General features: G+C 64.1%; 18 protein-coding genes and 1 pseudogene. 6 read left to right on the forward strand and 13 right to left on the reverse strand.

Annotated features, from left to right (window positions below):
• Window positions 1–39: 39 nt before the first annotated feature.
• From GC162_19210 to mnmA, 11 genes are all read right to left on the reverse strand, one after another.
• On the reverse strand, window positions 40–1,980 hold the full coding sequence (locus tag GC162_19210; protein MBI1370770.1) for a hypothetical protein: 1,941 nt from the start codon (window positions 1,978–1,980) through the stop codon (window positions 40–42).
• A 58-nt stretch (window positions 1,981–2,038) separates the two neighbouring features.
• A complete protein-coding gene (locus GC162_19215) occupies window positions 2,039–3,511 on the reverse strand; it encodes a hypothetical protein (protein MBI1370771.1) in 1,473 nt (490 codons plus the stop codon).
• Between the two features lie 33 nt (window positions 3,512–3,544).
• A complete protein-coding gene (locus GC162_19220) occupies window positions 3,545–5,095 on the reverse strand; it encodes a hypothetical protein (protein ID MBI1370772.1) in 1,551 nt (516 codons plus the stop codon).
• A complete protein-coding gene (locus GC162_19225; GenBank protein MBI1370773.1) occupies window positions 5,092–5,616 on the reverse strand; it encodes a sigma-70 family RNA polymerase sigma factor in 525 nt (174 codons plus the stop codon). The genes GC162_19220 and GC162_19225 overlap by 4 nt, the downstream gene beginning before the upstream one ends.
• Before the next feature lie 579 nt (window positions 5,617–6,195).
• Window positions 6,196–6,861: a hypothetical protein gene (locus GC162_19230; protein ID MBI1370774.1), complete on the reverse strand. Its 666-nt coding sequence runs from the start codon at window positions 6,859–6,861 to the stop codon at window positions 6,196–6,198.
• A 150-nt stretch (window positions 6,862–7,011) separates the two neighbouring features.
• Entirely contained in the window at window positions 7,012–7,746 is a 735-nt protein-coding gene (locus GC162_19235) for a prepilin-type N-terminal cleavage/methylation domain-containing protein (GenBank protein MBI1370775.1), read from the reverse strand.
• A 125-nt stretch (window positions 7,747–7,871) separates the two neighbouring features.
• Window positions 7,872–8,516 (reverse strand): DUF642 domain-containing protein, encoded by a 645-nt coding sequence (locus GC162_19240; protein MBI1370776.1) that lies wholly within the window; start codon window positions 8,514–8,516, stop codon window positions 7,872–7,874.
• Entirely contained in the window at window positions 8,513–9,862 is a 1,350-nt protein-coding gene (locus GC162_19245) for a hypothetical protein (GenBank protein ID MBI1370777.1), read from the reverse strand. Before GC162_19245 ends, GC162_19240 begins: the two co-directional genes overlap by 4 nt.
• On the reverse strand, window positions 9,859–10,392 hold the full coding sequence (locus tag GC162_19250) for a sigma-70 family RNA polymerase sigma factor (GenBank protein MBI1370778.1): 534 nt from the start codon (window positions 10,390–10,392) through the stop codon (window positions 9,859–9,861). Before GC162_19250 ends, GC162_19245 begins: the two co-directional genes overlap by 4 nt.
• A 206-nt stretch (window positions 10,393–10,598) precedes the next feature.
• Entirely contained in the window at window positions 10,599–11,627 is a 1,029-nt protein-coding gene (locus GC162_19255) for a sigma-70 family RNA polymerase sigma factor (GenBank protein ID MBI1370779.1), read from the reverse strand.
• Between the two features lie 658 nt (window positions 11,628–12,285).
• Window positions 12,286–13,395 (reverse strand): tRNA 2-thiouridine(34) synthase MnmA, encoded by a 1,110-nt coding sequence (gene mnmA, locus GC162_19260; GenBank protein ID MBI1370780.1) that lies wholly within the window; start codon window positions 13,393–13,395, stop codon window positions 12,286–12,288.
• A gap of 136 nt (window positions 13,396–13,531) precedes the next feature.
• On the opposite strand from mnmA, the gene GC162_19265 reads away from it, so the two are divergent.
• Window positions 13,532–14,119 carry a hypothetical protein gene (locus tag GC162_19265; protein ID MBI1370781.1) on the forward strand — a complete coding sequence of 196 codons (588 nt, stop codon included), beginning with the start codon at window positions 13,532–13,534 and terminating at the stop codon, window positions 14,117–14,119.
• A gap of 89 nt (window positions 14,120–14,208) precedes the next feature.
• On the forward strand, window positions 14,209–15,183 hold the full coding sequence (locus GC162_19270) for a hypothetical protein (GenBank protein MBI1370782.1): 975 nt from the start codon (window positions 14,209–14,211) through the stop codon (window positions 15,181–15,183).
• Window positions 15,184–15,269: 86 nt separating this feature from the next.
• Here the strand turns inward: GC162_19270 and GC162_19275 are convergent, their stop codons facing one another.
• Complete coding sequence (locus GC162_19275) at window positions 15,270–15,749, reverse strand: prepilin-type N-terminal cleavage/methylation domain-containing protein (GenBank protein MBI1370783.1); 480 nt, start codon at window positions 15,747–15,749, stop codon at window positions 15,270–15,272.
• Between the two features lie 171 nt (window positions 15,750–15,920).
• Complete coding sequence (gene ribD, locus GC162_19280; GenBank protein MBI1370784.1) at window positions 15,921–17,030, reverse strand: bifunctional diaminohydroxyphosphoribosylaminopyrimidine deaminase/5-amino-6-(5-phosphoribosylamino)uracil reductase RibD; 1,110 nt, start codon at window positions 17,028–17,030, stop codon at window positions 15,921–15,923.
• A 191-nt stretch (window positions 17,031–17,221) separates the two neighbouring features.
• Between ribD and GC162_19285 the strand changes: the two genes are divergently transcribed.
• The 4 genes and pseudogenes from GC162_19285 (at window position 17,222) to GC162_19300 (ending at window position 20,088) form a co-directional block, all read left to right on the forward strand.
• Window positions 17,222–17,773 (forward strand): LemA family protein, encoded by a 552-nt coding sequence (locus GC162_19285; GenBank protein ID MBI1370785.1) that lies wholly within the window; start codon window positions 17,222–17,224, stop codon window positions 17,771–17,773.
• A gap of 87 nt (window positions 17,774–17,860) precedes the next feature.
• A complete protein-coding gene (locus GC162_19290; protein MBI1370786.1) occupies window positions 17,861–18,586 on the forward strand; it encodes a UMP kinase in 726 nt (241 codons plus the stop codon).
• Window positions 18,587–18,659: 73 nt separating this feature from the next.
• A complete protein-coding gene (locus GC162_19295; GenBank protein ID MBI1370787.1) occupies window positions 18,660–19,226 on the forward strand; it encodes a ribosome recycling factor in 567 nt (188 codons plus the stop codon).
• 166 nt (window positions 19,227–19,392) lie between these two features.
• Window positions 19,393–20,088 (forward strand): annotated as a pseudogene (locus tag GC162_19300) (hypothetical protein).
• Window positions 20,089–21,484: the final 1,396 nt, after the last annotated feature.

Genomic DNA, 21,484 nt, shown 5'->3' on the forward strand with positions numbered 1-21,484 from the left:
CCGCCGCGAAATGCGCTTCGGGATGGATTCGTCGTTGTCTCATTTGCGTCGGCGCATCAGGACCAAACCGATCAGCGCGATCCCCGCCGGCAGCGCGGCGGGCGTCGGCACGGCGACGATCTGAATCCCGTTGATCGGACCGGCCCCGTTGCCGCTCAACTGCGTGCTGGTGAGACTGAACGTCGAGCCGGTGATGTTATGAAATACGACATAATCCCGGCCCTGCGTGAGAATGCCGTCGAACGTTCCTTCCACGCTCACCGCGGTGAACAGATTGCTCAACGCATCGGTGAGCTTGTACGTATCCGAGACGTTCGTGGGGCGATCCGAGTCGGTGTAGACGTATACGTCGTAATACGAGTACTGAATCTGCGAGACGTTGACGGTCCCGTGATTGTCCAGGTACCCGGCCAGCATGCGGTTGTCGCCCGCCGTCGAACCGTTGGTCACGTTGTACGTGTTGCCGCTCGTCCATGACACGTCGGCGGTCGTCGTCGCGCCCAGACTGTCGACGAGGTCGAGGGACGAACCGCTCTGTGCGCCGCCGGTGGTGGTCGAGCCGTTGTTGGCGACCTGGTTCCAGTGCGACTGCCCGATGACGCCGGCGATTTCCTGGACGTTCATCGACGCCGGGGTGCCGGCGGTGCCGTTCCCGCCGCCGACGAAGTTGATGGCGATCGAGGGATTGTTGGTCTGGTAGACCTGGAACCCGTTGAGCGGGGCGCGGTTGCCTGTGGTCTTGGCGGCACGGAGCACGAAGTCCGTCGCCGTCACGCCGTGAAACACCACATAGTTGCCGGTCGGCGCATTGCTGGTCGTGGCGGCGGTGGCCTGTCCGCCCTGATAGACACCCGCGAATGTACCCGAGCCATTGGTGCCTTCGCGGATATTGGATTTGTTGGTGATGACGGTGCCGCCGGTCGTTTCCAGCCAGTACTGCCCATCGACTTGCCCGACGGTATTCTGATCGCCCGCCACGTACACGACGACATCGTACTGCGCCAGTCCGACGCTGTTGACCGTCACGGTCGAGCCGGATCCCGAGTCGTCAAGGTAGCCCTTCATCAGGGCGAAGTCGTCATTGGCGGGGACGGACGTGTCGGCCTGCGTCTCGCCCCAGGTGTTGGTCGTCGACCAGGACACGGTGGTGGAGCCCAGTGCGTTGCCCTGCCGGTCCAGGACGGAGCCGGCTCCGATCGTGCCGGTGTTCGTGCCGCGCGGGGCGACGTTGTTCCAATAGGCCTGTGCATACTGACCGGCGCCGGCGTAGGCGTTGACGACGCCGTTGTTGTTGCCCGCGGTGCTGGAGCCGCCGATGAAGTTGACGCCGAAGCCCGTGCCCTGCGAGGTGTCGATGATCTGCAGGCCGTGCAGTCCGGTGTTGTTGCTGTTGCGCGTGTTGGTGAGCGTGAAGCTCGAAGCAGTCTGGTTGGTGAACACGGCGTAGTTGGCGCTGGGGTTGGTACCGCTCGTGTCGGTGGTGCGGACGAAGCCGTTGGAGGGATAGTTGTTGAGCGTGCTGTAGAAGTAGGTGGTTCCGCCGATGTTGATGGAGCCGGTGCGGCCAGAGGCGTCGGAGCCGACGTAACCGACGACGATGTAGCTGCTGTAGGGGATGGACGCGACGGTGACGCTCGTGTTGCCGGCGGTGCCGGTGTCGTCGAGGTAGCCCTTCATGAGCGAAGCGCTGGAGCCGTTGTTGGTGACGGTCGTGGCGTAGACGCCGTTGGAGGTGAAGGTGGTGATGGACGCGCCGCTTGCGGCGCCGGTGCTGTCGTTGAGGGCGATGCTCGAGCCCGATGCGTTGGCGACGTTGTTCCAGTTGCCGACGCCCGCCACGCCGGCTGTCCCCGTGACCGTGCCGGTGCCGTTGGCTCCGCCGCCGGTGAAGTTGATGCTGATCGCGGAGGCGAAAAGCGAAGGGGCGGCCATCAGCGTTGCTGCCAGTGCGGTCACGATGCGGGTCTTGTTGCGAGCCATTTTCCAACCTTTCATCGAGTGCGGTTTCTCATGTCATCCTGCGACGATTTTCAACTTTTCATCGGTCGCGCCGCAGCGCGAGCAGTCCGATCAGAGCCAGTCCGGCGGGCAGCGCGGCGGGCGTGGGGACGACGCCGACGATCTGGATGCCGTTGATCGGGGCGCGGCCGGCGTTGCCGTTCGTGTTGCCGTGCGCCCCGGCGAGCGCGGTCAGCGTGAAGCTCGAACCGGTGACGTTGTGGAACACCAGGAAGTTGCCCTCATCGTTGTTGCCGGCGGTGTTCCAGTAGTCGATGCGTTCGGCGTAGGCGAGATTGCCCGTGCCGGTCGGGACGGGAAGCTGGAAGGCGTTGTCGTTGACATCGGTGATGAAATCGCGGTTCTCGGAGTCTTCGCCGTCCTGCGTGCCGAAGCCGGCGATGGTGTAGGTGCCTTTGCGCCATTCATTGCCGTTGGACCCGTCGAAGTAGACGTAGACGTCATAGTTGTGGAAGGCGATGTTGGAGACGGTGACGCTGGTGGTCGAGGAGCTGGACGTATCGAGGTAGCCCTTCATCATTTTCTGATCGCCGTTGGTCGCGGTGCCGCCGATGGCGAAGGTGTTGGTGGAGCCGGACCATGAGACGGCCGCGCCGGTGTTGACGTTGAGGTTGCTCACGAGATTCGCCACGGACCCGGAGGCGCCGGCGGCATTGTTCCAGTTGGCCTGCTCGACGCTGACGTGGCCGGCGACGTCGGAGGCGGCCAGCGCCTGCTGATCGGAGCCGAAGTTGATGCCGATGCTGGTGCCGAGCGCGGACAGGAAATGCGCCCGCACGGCATCGGCGCTGAGCGCCTTATTGTAAATGGCGACTTCGTCGATGGTGCCGTTGAGGAAGGTGTTGGGACTGGAGGGGCTGCCGTTGTGGTTGGAGCCGATGAGGATGTCGTTGACGATGTTCATCGTCTGGGTATCCGTCCCAACCGACGCGGCGATGCCGTCCACGTAAAGCGTCGCCTGATTCGCCCCCGTGCCGGCGCGGGTATAGACGACGTGATGCCAGAGCGGGCGCTCGGCGCCGCCCTGCGTGATGAAGGCGCCGTGATACACGCTCACCGAGCTGTTGAACCCGGCGGGATCGCCCTGCGAATTGGAGTGAATGCCGAAGTCGCCGCCGGTGCCTTTGTAAGTGAACAGGTCGCCGCGGCTGTCGGAATTGGTCTGGTACCAGAACTCGACGCTGAACGCGCCGGTGCCCATGTCGTAAGCGGCGATGTCGGGAATGCGCACGTTGCTGGAGGACCCATTGAACGCGCCGGCGGTGCCGAGGCGGAGACTGGCGGATTGAGCGCCGAGGCCGACGCTGTTGTAGGTCGCGGTGTTGGCATTGGTCGATGAATCGGCGGCGGAGGAGCCGCTCGTTTCATTGAACTGCCAGTAGCCGATCGGGTTGTCGGCGAGAATCATCTGGTTGTAGGTGGAGGCCTGGAGGGAACCGGCGGCGAACGCGCCGGCGAACAGTGCGAAGATGATGCGGGTTTGGCGTTGCATAGGTGAAAGTCCTCCGTCCAAAATGGGGTTTCCTCAGTTCGTCCTCGCGTCAGCGGGTATCTCAATGCCGCTCACGCGTGTGGTGCTGTCGACGGGATGCGAATCGCCGGCGAGATGTCCGACGATCTGAATGGCGTTGATCGGCGCACGCGGGGTCGAGTTGCTGCGGCCGGGCACGGCGGTCAACACGAACTGATCGCCGCTGCGGTGCGCGAACACCACGAAGTTGCCCTCGCCGTTGTTGCCCGACGTGTTGCGATAATCGAAGCGTTCCTCATAGGGCTTGTTGCTATCGCCCGCCCCGGGAAGCGCCATCTGAAGCGCCTTGGCGGTCGTCAGGTAATCGCGATTTTCCGAGTCCTCGCCTTCGAACGTCGTATCGTCGATCGTGAACTGCGCGACGCGCCATGACGGGCCGTTGTCGCCGTCGAAGTAGACGTACACGTCGTAGTCGCCCAGCGGAATGTTCGACACGCGGATCGTCGTCGTCGAGCGATCCGAAGAATCCAGATAGCCCTTCATCACCTTGTCCGACCCGGTTGTCGCCGCACCGGGCAGGGCGAACGTCTTGGCGGCGCCGGACCAGGTGACGGTCATGCCGGTGTTGGCCCCGCTCTGATCCGTGAGGTTCGTCTGCGTGCCCGCGGGGCCCAACAGATTGTTCCAATGCGACTGCGCGACCCAGGGGTGACCGGCGGACTCGTCTTCGCCGATCGCCTGCTGGTCCGCGCCGAAGTTGAGCCCGACCGACACGACACGCCCCGCCGAGACGAGCATGCCCTCGGCCGTGCTGAACATCGACCACGACTGCCCCAGCGTCAATAAATCCCGCACCTTGCCGTCAACCGCGATCGCCACCCGGCCCTCGACGACATCGACGCGCATCGCGCCGGTCGAATCGGCCCGCATGACGAAGCGCGTGCCCAGGTCGATGACTTCCACGCCGTTGGGCCCGCTGATCGTGAACCCGCGTGCTTCGGGGGGGACATACGTACTGAGCTGGCCCCGCGTGAGGCGTCCGCGGCCGGGGCCGGTCATTTCAAAATCGCACGGCCCCATCAGGTCCACCACCGCCCCGCCGCGGAACATGAGCTGGGCCGACCCGCGCGCGAGCTTGAGCCGACCGGCCTGCAGGTCCGCACCCAGCGCCAGGTTCGCCATCTCGTCGGTGAACTGTGCATCGTCGGACAGGTCGCTGAGCATGGCGATGGCGGAGGGGTTGGCGATGAAGGTCTGCGTCGGATCGATCGGCCGGGGTTGGGTCGCGAAGTTGAGTGCAACCATCAGCGCCACCGCAGCCGCCAGCGCACCGACCGCGGCGACGGAGCGCCATACGAATCGCCGCGAGCCGACCGCCACGCTGGGCTTGGCGATCGGCCGACCCGCCGGAATCGGCATCGGGGCGTGCTGCCAGTGCAGGAGGGCATCGACCGTGATGAACCGCACGTACCGCCGGCGGGCTTCGGGGTCGTGTCGCAACAGCGTGTCAAGCTCGACGGCCTGCATCGCGGTGAGCGTGCCTTCGACGAGCCCGATCAGCAGCGGGCGCAGCGCTTCAGCCGCCTTGGGGTCGTGATCGTTCATGATTCACCCCCCGTGATCGTCCGCTCGACGCACTCCGCCAGCGCCGCCCGAATCCGATACAGCGACTGCGACACCGCCCCGACCGACCGACCGATCTGAGCCGCGATGCGCTTGACCGATCCGCCCGCTTCGTAGCGCTGGCGGACCATGTCCCGCTCCATCGCCGGCAGCTTGTCCATGCACTGCCGCAGCGCCGTCTGACGCTCGTCGATCGTCGGGTTCTGCCGGTCGAACTCGTCAGCGATGTCCACCAAGAGATCGTCGCTGAACACATGCCGATCCCCCGACCGGCGTTTGCGATGGGCCAGCACTTGAAAATACGCGATTTTCGCCGCCCAAGCCCCGAAATCCGTGCCCGGCTCAAACTCCCCCGCCTTCCGCCAGAGCACCATATTCGTTTCCTGAAGCACATCATGCGCCTGATCCGCCCCGCCCATGATCGCGCAGATATACGCGTAAAGCCGGCTCTGGTAAGCCGTCAGGTCGGCGACGAACTGCTCGGTGTGCGGAATCTGATCCATGAATGCCTCATTCAGCGCCGAACCGGCCGCTATATGAAAATAGGCCCAACCGACCAAATCTCACAAAATTCACCCCTCAGGGATTACACCAATAGTCGCCCCGCCCGTGGCCCATTGCCCATTCGCACCGGCGCGGCAACACTTCGCTCCGCCGCACGTCCGAAGCGTCGCCCCATTTCCGCATCAGAATCGCCGTTTTATTCGCTTTTCACCCGGCAAACCGCGCGCACAGGCCCGCCCGTGCGCACCGGCGCGGAGGCCCCGGCGCGCTGGTGCGCGACCGAATAAGGACTTACAGAAACGTGTGCGCACCCCCGTGGCAAATTGGCCATCCCCGTGCGCGAATTGCGACATCACGATGCGCCCGGCAGGTGAAAAATCGCCGACGGAACTCCGCCGACGAGCAGTTCGATCAACGTGAAACCATGCAGGGATCGGCCGCGGCATCGCGTCGTCTTGCTACGCTGAACATGCTTCGGGCGTTTGACGATTCCTGCATGGAGACTCGCCAAGTCACACGCTCCCTTCGATGAGCGTTTCGCGGTCGGCGCGGACCGGCCGCGCACAGGCGGACATCGATCACGCGCGGCGGTCGCCGGCCGTGAGCCGTGTCGTACGGCGGCGCAGGTTGGACAGGATCAACAGCGCCGCCCCCGCCGGCAGCGCCGCGGGCGCGGGGATGATGAGCGTCGCGTTGCCGGGGCCCCAGCGTGCCGTGGGCGTGGCGGTGGTGGTCGGCATGGCGAGACTGCCGGCGATGAAGCGCGAATCCACAAGGGTCACGCCGGTGCCGCCGGAGTAGTAGCCGCCCACGCTGAATCCGTCGCCGGCGTTTTCCTTCGTGCCGTTGGTGGCCGACTCGGCGCCGATGATGTACTGGGTGTTGGCGGTGAGGGTGATGGAGAATCCCAGCAGCACGTAGCGGTAATCGTCGATCAGCGTGCTGCCGGCGCCGCTGGGGACCGTCACCGACGCCAGGAGCGTGCCGCCGGTCGTCCAGAGCCCGACCTTGGTGTTGGCGATGATGCCGTTGGCGCCGGTGTCCTGAACGCCCAGTGCGTTGATGGTGATCGCCGATGCGCCGATCTGGATTTTATTGCCGATCGTGAACGTGCCCGAGCCGTTGAGATTGGGGTTGAAGTCGGAGGTGACGATCAGCGCCGCCCGGGCCGGTGCGACGGCGCCGAGGCCGAGGACCATCGCAAGGGCCAGGCATGCACAAATGATTCGGTTTGAACGCGGCATACGGTACGATCCTTTCTCGAAATCGGATTCTCAAATTCTCCCGTTCGCGGAACACCCGCGGACGGCGAGGGTCCCGCGCGGCGGCGGATATGGCCGGGCGGCGGGACGAGTTTGCGGCGTCGAACGGCCGGATTCGATGACAGAGCGGCGTCACTGGCTGAGGATGCCCCGCCAGAGCTGCTCCTGCATGAGGTATCCCGCCGCCCCGGCGTTGATCACGCCGTAGCTGAGGATTTTGTCGTTGGGGTCGTCGGCGAAGGTGACGCTGCCGCCGACTTTGAGCACGTTGTAGCCCTTTTCGTGGGCCTGTCGCTGGAGGCCGAAGCTGTCGGCGCAGAGGGGCATGGCGGCGGGATCGGTGCTCAGGTTCGCCGGTCGGTATTTGGGCGCATCGATGGAGCCGCGGTACCCGTAGGTCACCGACATGGATCCGACGGCGGGCGGGATTTTGCTCTCGGGTTGGATGAAGCCCATGATGCCCGTATAGACGGGGTGGATGACGCCCGGTGCGACCCAGTATTTGAGCACATGGGACGGACAGTAGGCGATCGCGTCGCTGGGGGCGTAGTTGAAATGGATGAGGATGCCCAGCCCGGCGTAGTAACCGAACTCGGGGTGTTTGGACGCCTGCTTGAGCCAGGCCGACTCGAACCCGACGCTGTTGTTCTGCTGATTGACGATGGCCGGCGGGGTGCTGAGGTGGTAATCGCCGGAGAAGGCGATGATGCCCACGCCCTGCTGGTGCAGATTGCTCGCGCAGACCGTCCGTCGCGCCAGCTCGCGGGCATTGCTCATCGCCGGCAGGAGAATGGAAATGAGCATCGCGATGATGGCGACGACGACGAGGAGTTCGATGAGGGTGAAGCCATGTTGCGCATCGAGCACGGCGGGGTGACTTAAGTCACCCCGCCTCGAAGGCGCGCGCATCAAGCCGCGCGGGGCCCGTTCGACATGCTCACGGTGAAAAAGCCCCGCCGCGAAATGATGATCGAGATGGCGCGGTGCGTGATTCATTTACGGCGGCGCATCATCAGCGCGCCCGCGAGGGCCAAGCCGGCCGGCAACGCCGCGGGCGTCGGCACGGTGACGGGCGAGGGGCCGGTGACGACGACGTTGTCGATGAACAGGTCGACGCTGCTGGTGGAGCCGGTGTCCTTGAAGCGGATCGTGGTGGTGGCGGAGGCGGCGGTGAAGTTGAGCGTCTTCTGCGTCCAGTTGCCCGCCGCGCCGCTGGGGCTGAAGGCGCCGGTGCTCAAAGGGGTCACGGCCTGGTTCGTGCCGTCAAACACATCGACGGTCACGGTCGGCGTGTTGGTGTTCTGCCGCGTCAGGAAGAACGTCAGCGTGTAGCTGCCGGTCGCGAGCGTGGAGAAGGTCTGATAGGCGTTGTTGCCGGTGACGGTGCCGAAGATGGCCAGAAAGCCGGTGCCGGACTGCGCGACCACCACGTTGCCGGGCCCGGCGGCGGTCTTGTACTGCACGTTGGAATTGTTGCCGACCCACGAGGCGGGCGAGAGCGAGCTGATCGCGGCGCCGTCGGTCGGCGAAGTGTAGCTGTCGAAGTCGCCGTTGGTGATGATCGCCGCCGGCGCGACGGTGCTCATCGCCGCCAGCACCAGGGCCAGACTACCGATTCGGATGAAATGCACGTTCACTTTTCTGCTCCTTTCACAGAGGATGGATCGGGGGTGGGTTCCGACAGGACGCCCGCCGAATCGGCGAGCGATTCAAATATGTTCAGGGAGACGTCGTCCAGAAACACGTCCACATCGCGGGTCGGCGAGTCGGCCGCTTCGATGAATCGCAGACACGTATCGCTCGAACGGGCGACGAATCGCACGGTCCGCGCCTCGGTCCATTGATTCATCGGAGCATCGGCGAAGAAGCGCTCGTGCGCCAGGTCGCCGACCGCGGCGCGGTCGGGCGTGCTCGCGGCGTCGAAGACGTCGACTTGCAGGATCGGCTGTCCACTGCCGGTCTGTCGCGCCAGATGGAAATTCAGTTCGTAGGTTTTACCCGGCGACGTGCGGAGGATTCGCACAAGCTGCGGCCGGGTCGGACCGCCTGAGTAAAACGCGATCATGCGCTCGCCGGCATGCGGACGCAGCCGCGCCGCGCTTTGACGCAGCAGCACGCCGTCCATGATCCACGCATCGTGATCCGCTTCCGATTCGAACCCGCCGTCCGCCAGCTCGACGGGGCGGCTGCTCGTCCATCCGCCCGCCGTCGCATCCATGACCGCGGTCTGCCCCTGATGCAGCACGGCATTGATGAAGCGGGCGGGATCGATCAGCCGCACGCTTCCCTCGGCGATGCGGACCTGCTGCACGTTCAGATCGACGCTGAACTTCGTGCCCAGGTCGATGAGGGACGACCCGTCGGGCAGATCGACCGTGAACCCATGTGCTTCGGGGCGGCAGTATGCCTCAAGCTTCCCAGACGTGAGGCGCCCCCGGTTGGGCCCGGTCATCTGAAATTCGCAAGGGCCGGTCAGGTCGACGACGGCGGAGGATTTGAACATGAGCTGCGCGCGGCCGGCGGTGAGTTTGATCGGGGCGGTGAGGCCTTCGCCGAGGGGGAGGTCGCCATCGGCGAACGCGGCGTCGGGGGAGAGGTCGCTGAGGATGGCGTAAGTCGCCGGGGCGGCGGAGTGCGGCGTGGGGAGTTGGGAGTGGGGAGTGGAAGGCAGGAAGACATAAGTCAGCGCGGCGGCGAGCATGATCAGCGCGGCGAGGTACCAGACGCTTCGCGGCGAGGCGCCGCTCAGCGTCGGCGTCGGGGAGTCGTCCGCAGCGCGCCACGCCGACGCTGAGGCGGCTTTGAGCCGAAGCGTCTGGTTCCGCACGTGGCGGGTCAGTGTGGCGTGCAGATGAATCGCGCGGATGTAGTCGCGCGTCGACTGCGGGTCGGCCAGCAGAAGCGCATCCAGTTCGGCGACCCTGTCCGGCGACAACGGGCGGTCGCACAGCACGTCGATCAACTCGGCGAGGCGGCTGTTCATGCTTCGCCCTCCAGACGCATCGCGCGCGAGACGCATTCGCCCAGCGCGCGGCGAATGCGGTTGACCGCCTTGTAGATCGCGTCAACCGAGCGGCCGACGGATCGGGCGACGGATTGCGTCGTCGCCCCCTCGGCGTACCGCTGCTCGATCAGGTCGCGGTCGGCGGGGCTCAGCTTCGCCAGACAACTTGAAAGCGCCCGCTGACGGGCGCCCAGTTCGTCAGCCATGTCGATCGTGTTCGATTCGATCGCTTCCATCGCCTGTTCGCTTAAGTGCATGCCCGTGCGGGCCCGGCGGCGCTGATGTTCGAGCACTTTGTAGCGAACGATCTGACACGCCCATGCGAAGAAATTGCTCCCGGGCTCAAAGTCGTCGAACTTCTGCCAGAGCACGGCGTTGGTTTCCTGAAGGACTTCCTCCGCCTCGGTCCAGTCGGGCACGAGCGAGAGGACGTAGGCGTGAACCCGCGGCTCGAACTCGGTGAAGAGCCGAACGAATTCATCCACACGATCACGTTTGTCCATCGCCATGCAATAACCCCAGCCCGGAAGGTGGTCCGAATGAATATGACGGTTCGGGGGAAAGTTGGAAGGGGAAAATCGAAAAATCACTCCCCCGTTTAGCCGCGAGCCGAAGGCGAGCGCTTGGGGGAGAAGCGCTCGCCGATGGCTCGCGGCTAAACAAAAAGCCCGACCGTAAAGGTCGGGCCTTGAGGGGTTTGGGATGAAAATCCGGCTTACCGGGCGGCCTTTTCGATTTCGAGGATTTCCTCGGGCTTCTGGCCGTCGATGAAGGACTCTTCGAGCGTGGTGCGGATCTTTTCCAGGGCCTTGTTCTGGATCTGTCGGACGCGCTCCTTGGTGAGGCCGACGATCTGGCCCACCTGCTCGAGGGTCAGCGGGACGGAGTTGTCGTCCTCGCGCCGGTTGAGGGCGAAGCGGTGATTGATCACCGATAGCTCCACGTCCGTCAGCTCGGCCCGGTTGTCCCGCACGATGCGGCTCACTTCGTCGGCGCAGTCGCCTTCATGCTCGTCGAACTTGCGACGGGTGAAGTCGCTGCGCTCCAGGGCCGGGTCGAAGTCCGTCGGGAAAAGCTGCCGGTACTGGCTGTGCTTCATGCCCGAGCGGGAGAAGGCCTTGAGGATCGCGCGGCAGGCGTAGGTCGAGAACTTGAACCCGCGGGCGACATTGAACTTGTCAATCGCGCGGAGCAGGGCCATGTTCCCTTCGGAAATCAGGTCGGCGAAGTCCATGTCGCTGTGACGGACGCGCTTGGCCATCGCCAGCACCAGCGCGAGGTTGGACTGAGCGATCTGATCCCGCAGCTTGCGCGAGAGGTTGTACCACTCGAGCAGTTCGGCGGCCTGCTTGTCGGTGACGGGCTTGTCGCCGATGGCCTTCTGCAGCTTCGCCACGCGGTAGCGGGCGTAGTTGAACTGAAGGAACAGGGCCTGTTCCTGCTTGGCGGTCAGGACCACGTTGACGACGCTCTTCATGTTCGGCGTGCTGGAGAGATCCTCCATCACCGGGTGATACCAACTCGTGTTGGGCTTGGGAATCTCCGGCGCCTCGTCGAAGAGCTTCTTCTGGGCGTTGGACTTGCTGAAAGCGACATCGGTGACGTAGTCCATCGGCTCGTCAAGGATGGCCTTAAGCTGCTCCTGCTCCAGCGGGCTGAGTCCCTTGGCCGAGGGCTTGAGGGCCACGGTCCGCCGGCGGCGCATTTGGTCCAGGGGGGAATCGGTCTTGAAAGTCGTACGCATTGCGAATCTCCAGTGGGTCTACAGGCAGTTCCGTCGCCGCCCACCGTGGGTTGTACGCTGCTCCGCAGCGAAAGTTTGCCATCAATCGGTCATGGATCGTCCGGCAATCTTCGTGCCATCCATCGGACCGGGGCTTTGCCCATCCATGACGAGGCCATGCCTCAAACACATTCTCGTCACAGACTTAGTTGCGCCAACCGGCCAGAAGTTGCACCCCACAGGGGAAAAATCTCTTTCCACGCTGGAGTCGTTCCGTTCGCCGATCACATCGCATCTCCGCCCTCATTTATACCTTATGAACATCGGTCTGCATAGAGTCCGGCGAAGATATTTTTTCCACAATTGTGGAAAACCGCCCCGCGGTAAGTCTATCGTGCGTGCCAGGTTGGCACATCCGAGGTCCGATTTATGCCAAAACGGTCCAACCGTTAGGGTTATCCCTCCCTGATCGGCTCGCCCCCCGCTTTCACCCGAACTTTTTTGTAAGCCCCGCGTAAAAACAGCGGTCACGCGAGGCGCTACCCAAACCCCATCTCCTTGTGCCTCGCGATGTTAGCGGCATGACGTCCCCCATGCCGCTCTCAGACCACGGGCATCGTGCCCCCCGCGATGCCCATGTTTGGGCGTCCGGCGAAAACCGGACGCCTTTTTTGTTGTCTCACCGCCCTGACGCCGCGATCCACCCGCCGCCCAGCACGCGCTCGCCGTCATAACACACGACCGCCTGCCCCGGCGCGACCGCGTCCTGCGGGGCGTCAAAGCGCACGATCATCCGATCGCCTTCGACTTGCACCGTCGCCGGGACCGGAACCGCGTTGTAACGAATCTTGGCCGTGCATCGCCGCGGGGTTTGCGGCGGGTCGATGAGCCAGTTCATTTGATCCGCCGTGCACCAGGTCGTCGCCAGTGCTTCGCGCGGGCCGACGGTGATGGTGTTGCTGGCCGCATCCTTGCCGACGACATAGATGGGGTAGCCCAGCGCGACGCCGACGCCGCGGCGTTGGCCGATGGTGAAATGCTGATGGCCTTCATGTTGCCCGACCTCGCGGCCGTCCATGTCGCAAATACTTCCGGGGGCGAACCCGCCGGGCGTCTTGGCTTTGACGACGCGGGCGTAGTCCATGTCGGGCACGAAGCAGATCTCCTGCGAATCGGGCTTGTCGAACACGGGCAGATCAAACTCTTTGGCCAGCGCCCGGATCTCCCGCTTGTGATACCCGCCGACGGGGAGCAGCATCTTCGCGAGTTTTTCCGGGGGCGCGCCGAACAAGACGTAGCTTTGATCCTTCGTGTGATCGACGCCGCGCAGGAGGGCGGGCTTCCCGTCGATCGTTTGAACGCGCGCGTAGTGTCCCGAAGCGACGAAGTCGGCGTCGATCGACCGGGCGTAGTCGGCGAGTTTGCCGAACTTGAGCCAGTCATTGCAGCGGACGCAGGGATTGGGCGTCCGCCCGGCGTTGTACTCGGCGGCGAAGTAGTCGATGATCCGCCCGAAATCGCGCTTGAAGTTGAGCACGTAGAACCCGACGCCGAGTTTGGCCGCCACGTGCTGAGCGTCTTTCGCATCGTTGATCGAGCAGCAGCCCTGATGGCCGATTTTGACATGAGGGTCGCACGCCTCGGTTTGAGCGAGGGATTCTCCGGGCGATCCGAGGCGCATGAAGCAGCCGACGACGTCGTAGCCGTCGCGCATGAGCATCGCCGCCGCCACGGACGAATCGACGCCGCCGGACATCGCCACCAGGACTTTCCCGCGGGAAACAGGCATGTCCCAATGTTATGCCGCCTCCCCGTTTAGCGGCGGGGCACCGCCCCGCGCTTCTTCTTATTTGTGGTAAATTACGAGAGCAGCGTTAAGACAAGAAGCGTCGGGCGTTGCCCGACCGCTAAACAGGGGGCCCATCATGATTCTCGCGTCTCACGCCATTTTCGCGGCGTACGGGTTCTGGCTCCCCAATGACCCGCGCGGCTCGTGGTCCGACTTCGTCCGCAACTGGGACCTTCTCCGTCACGGACACGCCACGAAAACCCATGTCCGCCGCAGCGTGGCGCATACGCAACATGATCGAACGCAGCGATTGAACGCCAAGCGCGATCTGCGTTTCGCGCCGGTCATTTTCAACGGCATCCAAGCCCGTGCCATCGGGCGCGGGTTCGCCTCGGCGATTGAAAAATCCGGTTACGTCATTCACGCCTGTTCGATCATGCCCGACCACGTCCATCTCGTCGTCGCGCGGCATGCGCAGAAAATCGAAACCATCGTCGGACAACTCAAAGGCGCGGCGACGAAACAAATGAAATCGGAGAATCTCCATCCGCCCGCTGCAACGCCGTGGGTGCGGAGGTGCTGGAAGGTGTTTCTCGACACGGAGGATGACATTCGCCGCGCGATCGAATACGTTGAACGCAATCCGATCAAGGACGGATTGCGCCCGCAACATTGGGCGTTTACCACCCCGTTTAGCGGCGGGGCATCGCCCCGCGCTTCGTGACGGGCGCGGCGCGACATGCGAAGATGAAGAAGAAGCGTCGGGCGTTGCCCGACCGCTAAACGGTAAAAGCCGATAAACGGAGCAACACGTTGCGCGTTTATGCGGGGATTGACGAAGCGGGGTACGGGCCCATGTTCGGGCCATTCGTCGTCGCGCGCGCGGTGTTTACGATGGACGCGGACGGTGAGGGCGACCCGGGATGCTTATGGGATCGCCTGCATGGGGCGGTGTGCAAGTCGCCCTCGGATAAACGCCGGCGGATCGCGGTCAATGACTCGAAAAAGCTCTACACCCCCGCGGCGGGGATGGGGCATCTGGAACGCGGCGTGCTCACGTTCGCCCATCAGGCCGGCCGCGCCGCGGCGACGCTCGACGATTGGCTGAGTGCGATCGGACACGAAGATGATTCGCGCGTGCCGAATCTGCTCTGGTATCACGACGACGCCGGCGGGCCCCCCCTGCCGATGTGCGGCGACGCGGCGGCCCTGTCCATCGCGCAGTCCATGCTGCGCACCACCTGCGAGCAGACCGGCGTGCAGGTCGCCGACGTGCGGGCGGCGGTCGTCTATGAAGATCGCTTCAACCAGATCGTCGCCGCCACGCGCTCCAAAGCGTCGTGCGCCTGGACCTTCGTCAGCCAGCATCTCTGGCACATCTGGCAACACTACGGTGCGCATCACCCCTATGTCGTCGTCGACCGGCAGGGCGGGCGCAAGGTGTATCACCGGCTTTTGCAGATGATCTTCGAAGGCGCGGAACTCCGCCTGCTCGACGAATCCGACGACATCAGCAAGTACACGATTCGCCGGGGCGACAAAGCGATGACGATCAGCTTCGAGGTCAAGTGCGATGCGAACCATCTTCCGGCCGCGCTGGCGAGCATGACCGCCAAATACACACGCGAATTATTGATGGAGCGGTTCAATGCGTTCTGGCGTTCGCATCAACCGGCGATCAAACCGACCGCGGGCTATGTGCAGGACGGGCGACGATTCCTGGCGGAGATCGAGCCGATGATCCGGGTGATGAATATTGATCGAACGCGGTTGATTCGGAGCAAGTGAGAAGAAGAAGCCCGCCCCAAGCGGCGTCGCTAAACGGGGGGAAGGTCACGTGTTTTGACCCCGATCCCCGATCCTCGATCCCCGAATTACGGATTCCCGCCGTTGCCCGAGTCGCCGGGGGCGGTGTATTCGCCGGTCTTTTCGTTGAAGCCGACGGCGGTGAGTTCGCCGGTGGTTTCGTTGTACTCCCAGCCATCGGTGGCGGCGCCGGCGCCGGGGGCGACGACGGTGCTGCTCTCGGTGAACTGATTGCGCGGGGCGCGTTCGAGGTAAGGCCCGAGCGGGCCGTCGGCGACGACGTTGCCGGCAGCGTCGGTCTTCTTGGTCATCACGTCCCACATCTGCTCAACCTTCGGGTACGTCTCATTGTGCTGCACGTAATAGACGCCAAGCTGCGTGCGCAGCACGCGCAGATGTTCGAGCATCGTGCTGGTGCGGGCGGTGTTGGAGGCGTTGGAGAACTGCGGAATGACGATCGCCGCGAGGATGCCGAGGATGACCACGACGATGAGGATTTCGACGAGCGTGAAACCCGCGCGGCGGTGCGAGGCGGCGTGACGATTCATGGATGCGTGCATGTCATTTTCTCCACCGAATGCCCGAATGGGCGCGTTTTTCTCACACGTGGTGCGGACGCACTTTGTACGAACCCATGCCATTGATCGGCCCGGCTGAATATGAACTTTACCTACAAACCCCGATTCCCCGTCGCTCAGCCCCCGGCACAATCGGCACAGTCATTGCAACCGATACCGCAGACACACATCCTCACCGACGCGGCGGACCTGCCGCAGATGCAGCGGCATCGCCCGGCTCATCCATTCGGCCGCCGTGCCAAGCTGCACCGCCGACCGGCGATCGGGATCGCCCAATAACTTGGGCGCGATGAACACGAGCAGCTCGTCGACGAGGTTTTCATCCATGATCGACCCGATCGTGAACCCCCCGCCTTCGACCATGATGTTCGTCGCGTCATGCACGTCCGCCATGTGCTTCATGAGCGTGTGCATGTCCAAGGCGCGCTTGCCGCGCATCGGCAGGGGCACGATCTCGACGCCCGCCTCGGTGAAGCGCTTCACTTTCGCCGCCTCGGCGCGCATCGCCGATTTTGCGACGGCGATCGACAGCGGAGCTTCCTCGAGCGACTTGAGGAGCTTGCATTGGTCGGGCGTGCGGAGTTTGGGATCGACGACGAGGCGGCGGGCGACGCGGCGGACGGGCACATCGCGCGCGGTGAGCATCGGGTCATCGGCGAGGACGGTGCTGATGCCGACCATGACGGCGTCGACGCGGCCGCGCATCTGATGCACGATGCGGCGGGAGCGCTCGTTGCTGATCCATTTGCTGTCGCCGGTCCGCGTGGCGATGGCGCCGTCGATGGTGGCGGCCCACTTGGCGATGACGAAGGGCAGACCGGTCAGCACGCGCTTGGTGAAGGGCTCGACGAGCCGGGCGGCATCGGGGTCGACGGCCTGCCGCTCGACTTCGATCCCGGCCTTTTCGAGGAGCGACACGCCGACGCCGCAGCGCGACGGCGTCGGGTCGAAGAAGCCGATGACGACGCGCTTGACCCCGGCGGCGATGAGGGCGTCCGTACACGGGGGCGTCTTGCCGTGATGACAGCAGGGTTCGAGGGTGACGTAGACCGTCGCGCCGCGGGCGGATTTGCCGGCTTCGCGCAGCGCTTCGACTTCGGCATGGGCGCCGCCGAAACGCTTGTGATATCCCCGGCCGACGACTTTGCCGTTGCGGACGATGACGCAGCCGACCATCGGGTTGGGCTCGACCCGTCCCTGACCGCGCCAGGCCAATCGCAGCGCCTGCTTCATGTACGATGCGTCGCTCATCGGCCCCTACTTTACCACGAGCGGCAAACAAACATCAGAGCGCGGCGGAAATGGCAAACCATTCGGGCGCGGCCGTTGCGTCGTGATACACTGGGGCGACAGCGGTCAGGGATCAGCGGTCAGGCGTCAGCCAGAGCGGACAAGCTGACGGCTGACGCCTGAAAGCTCAATGCTCTTCTCGGAGGTGCATCATGGTCGGATGGATCGTGCTCGGCGTCATCATTCTTCTGGTCCTCATGTTCGTGGCCATCTACAACGGCCTGATCGCCAAGCGCGTGCGGGTCGAGACGGCGTGGAGTGGGATCGATGTGCAGCTTAAGCGGCGGCACGACCTGATCCCCAACCTCGTCGAAACGGTCAAGGGTTACGCCAAGCATGAAAGCGGAACGCTCGAAGCGGTCGTCAATGCGCGGAGCCGGGCGGTGGCTGCCAACGGCGTCGAGGAAACGGCGGCGGCGGAGAGTCTGCTCACCGGCGCGCTGGGTAAGCTCTTCGCCTTGTCCGAGGCGTACCCCGACCTGAAGGCCAACACGAACTTCCTCCAGCTTCAGGGCGAACTGGGCACGACGGAAAACGCCATCAGCTCGGCGCGCCAGTCGTACAACGGATCGGTGCGCGACTACAACACGTCGATCGCGACGATCCCGGCGAACATCGTGGCGGGCATGTTCGGCTTCACCGCCAAGCCGTTCTTCGAGATCGCCGACGAAGCGGAGCGCGCGGTTCCGAAGGTGAGCTTTTGACCGGGGCCGCGTAGCGGCCCGGCGATGGTGAAAAACGCGCGTGCGGGGCGCTTGACGTTTGAGTGAAAAACCCGTCCAATCTGCGCCATGACATCTCCGAAGTACAAACGTGTGTTGCTCAAAATCAGCGGCGAAGGATTCTGCAGCCCCAGCGGCAAGGGGATCGACGGCGAGGAGCTCGAGACGCTGGCGCGGGAGATTCTCGCGGCGTGTCAGCTCGGGACGCAGATCGCCGTGGTCGTCGGCGGGGGGAACATCATCCGCGGCGCCCGGCTCGCCAAAGAAGGGCGCATTCCGCAGGCGACGGCCGACTACATGGGCATGCTCGGCACGGTGATCAACGGGCTGGCGCTCAAGGAGATGCTCGACAAGCTGGGGCAGCCGGCGCGGGTGCTGACGGCGATCAATCTGACGGCGGTGGCCGAGCCGTTCATCCGGGGCCGGGCGATCCGGCATCTGGAGAAAGGCCGGGTGGTGATCTTCGCGGCGGGAACGGGCAATCCGTTTTTCACGACCGACACGGCGGCGGCGCTGCGGGCGGTGGAGATCGGCGCGGACATTCTGCTCAAGGCGACGAAAGTCGACGGCGTGTACGACAAGGACCCGGTCAAACATCCCGAAGCGGTGCGCTACGAGAAGCTGACCTACGACGAAGCGATCAACAAGAATCTGAAGATCATGGATCTGTCGGCGTTCGACATGTGCCGGGCGCATCAGATTCCGATCGCGGTGTTCAACATGAAGCAGCCCGGTCACATCGCCGGGGTCGTGGCGGGCGACCCGCACGGGACGGTGGTTCGGGCGGGGGAGTGATTGAGCGTGTCGGTTGTCGGCGTCGGGTGTACCGTTTACAATCGCCCGCTTCCCATGCAAGCGGAGAATCGCCATGGACCTCGATGAAGTTTTGCTCGACTGCGAAGACAAGATGGAAAAAGCGGTCGATTATCTGGCCGGCGAACTGAAGGGGATTCGCACGGGTCGTGCGTCGCCGGCGCTGGTGGAGTTTGTGAAGGTGGACTATTACGGTTCGATGACGGACCTGCGTCAGCTCGCGCAGGTGTCGGTGCCTGAGCCGACGCAGTTGCTCATCAAGCCCTACGATGCGGGGGCGATTCAGGAAATCGCCAAGGCGCTTCAGGCGTCGGGGCTGGGGCTTAATCCCAACGTCGAAGGCAAGCAGATTCGGCTGAACCTGCCGCCGTTGTCGGGCGAGCGGCGGCAGCAGCTCGTCGGATCGGTCAAGCAGATGGCCGAGCAGGCCAAGATCGCCATCCGCAATGTCCGCCGCGACGCCAACAAGCAGATCGACACGCTCGAGAAGGACAAGACGCAGCACATCGCGGAGGACCAGGCCAAGGATGCGAAGGATCAGGTGCAGGAGCTGACCAAGAAGTTCGAGGGCAAGATCGACGAGGCGACGGAGTCGAAGCGGAAGGAGATTCTGGAAGTCTGAGTCCCGATTGCGACATTCTACGATCCCCCGCCGCCCCCCCGCTGGTCTAAATTCGCGGGGGCGGTTGTTTTAAGGGAGGTTGAAGCGACCCATAACTGACCGTATTGACGGATGGTTGGGGGAAGATTTAGAATCGTTGTCGCATCAGCGGGACAGTGACCGATAAATGCCAGGTCTGAATGTGATTTTCGCCGGGACACCTAATCGACCAGGGAGCTTTACCTTGAAGAGCATGATCCAAGTCGCGTTTGCCTTGTTTGTTCTGAGCGTTGCCGTGCAGTCGTGGGCTGCGGAGTCGCCCGCCGACGCCGCTCCGCCGCCGCAGCAGGCCCCGGCCGAAGGCGACAAGAAGATGGATCAGGTCCTCGCCGGTCAGGAAGAGGCGATGTGGTCGTACTGGCCCGCGCATTTGTACATCGAAGCCAAGCCCGGCACGGATCGCAACATCGGCACCGGCAACCTCATGATCCCCGTCGTGCAGAACGAGTCGAGCATGCTCTTCGGCGACTTCCGCGGACGCTTCGATGATCATGACACGCAGGAGTACAACCTGGGCATGGGCTACCGCATGGCGGTCAATGACTGGCTCATGATCGGCGGCTACGCCTTCTTCGACGTGCTCGAATCCCAGAACGACAACACCTACCTTCAGACCACGCTCGGCGGCGAACTGTTCATGGAGGACTGGCGCCTGCACGGCAACTACTACCTCCCCGAAGGCGACACCAACGTCATCGCCGGCGGCGGCTCCGGCACCGGCGCCCCCACCGCGCAGATCGTCGGCGGCAACATCCGCATCGTCGGCGGCGGCACCCAGTTCCTCGAACGCGCCCTGGGCGGGTTCGACGTCGAACTCGGACGCCGATTCGAAGTCTTCGGCAACAACCTCTGGGTCTACGGCGGATACTTCAACTTCCATGAAGACGGATTCAGCCGCGTCGAAGGCCCCCGCTTCCGCGCTGAATACCTCCTGCCTCTGGACATGATCGACTTCATGCCCACCGGAACCTACGCCGTGTTCGGCGGGGAATGGCAGCATGACAACGTCCGCGGCTCCGAGGCCTTCGCCACCATCGGCATCCGCATTCCCATCGGCTCCAGCGGACGCGGCTCCGCCATCCCGCAGGGCGATTGGAAGAGCTGGGCCATGACCAGCCGCATCGTCCGTGACATCGACATCGTCTCCGGCGTCGCCAAACGCGGCACCTCCGCCGCCGTCGATGAAGTCGCCGTCAACCCCAACACCAACGCCGCCTACTCGGGCATTCTTTTCGCCTCCCCGACCGGCGGTCCCGGCGGCGCCGGCTCCAGCGCCGACCCGCAGGACGTCGACACCGCCGCCGGCAACACCGCCGCCAACGGCGTCCTCGTCGTCACCGGAACAAACAACACCGCCGCCGGCATCCAGCTCGCCAGCGGCGCGACCCTCATCGGCGGCGGACAGACACTCGTCGTCAAGGACTCGATGGGCCGTAGCTTCAACCTCGTCCTCCCCGGCGCCGCCGGAACAGTCAATGGCACCAACGCCGGCAATGACGTCGTGACCCTCGCCGCCGGCTCCAACCAGCTCCTCAAGGGCCTGTCCATCACCGGCGGTAATCAGGGCCTCGTCTCCAATGCCAACATGGGCCTCGTCCTCAACAACGTCACCGTCGCCAACACCGCCGGCACCGGCGTCCACCTGACCAACACCAACGGCCTCACCGCCACGATGCTCACCGTCAACAACGCCGGAGCAGAGGGCGTCCTCGTCGATAACGGCACCAACGCCGACACCCGCACCTTCACCGGCCTGACCATCATGGGCTCCGCCTCCGACGGCCTGGCCTTCGCCAACAACACCGGCGGGTCCACCAATACCATCACCAACGCCTCCATCACCGACCCCGCCGCCGGCGGCGCCTTCCGTGTCGACGGCGGCAACGACGCCGTCGTCTACAACGGCGCCATCACCGTCACCACCAACGCCGGACTCGTCCATGTCGAAGGCAATTCCTCCGGCAATATCGACTTCGACAACGGCACGCTGATGGCGACCAACGGCTCGGGTATCAACCTCGACACCACCGACAGCCAGGTCCGATTCCTCGACACCGTCTCGCTCAACGGCGGCGACGCACACATCGCCGTCATGAACACCACCAACTTCATCGTGTTCATCGATGCGACCGTCACCAACCCCTCGACTTCCGCCGGCGTCGATATCAACAACAACACCGGCATGAATTCGCTCGTCCGTTTCGTCGGCCTTGATGTGA

The sequence above is a fragment of the Planctomycetota bacterium genome (assembly GCA_016125255.1).
Taxonomy (GTDB): domain Bacteria; phylum Planctomycetota; class Phycisphaerae; order Phycisphaerales; family Zrk34; genus RI-421.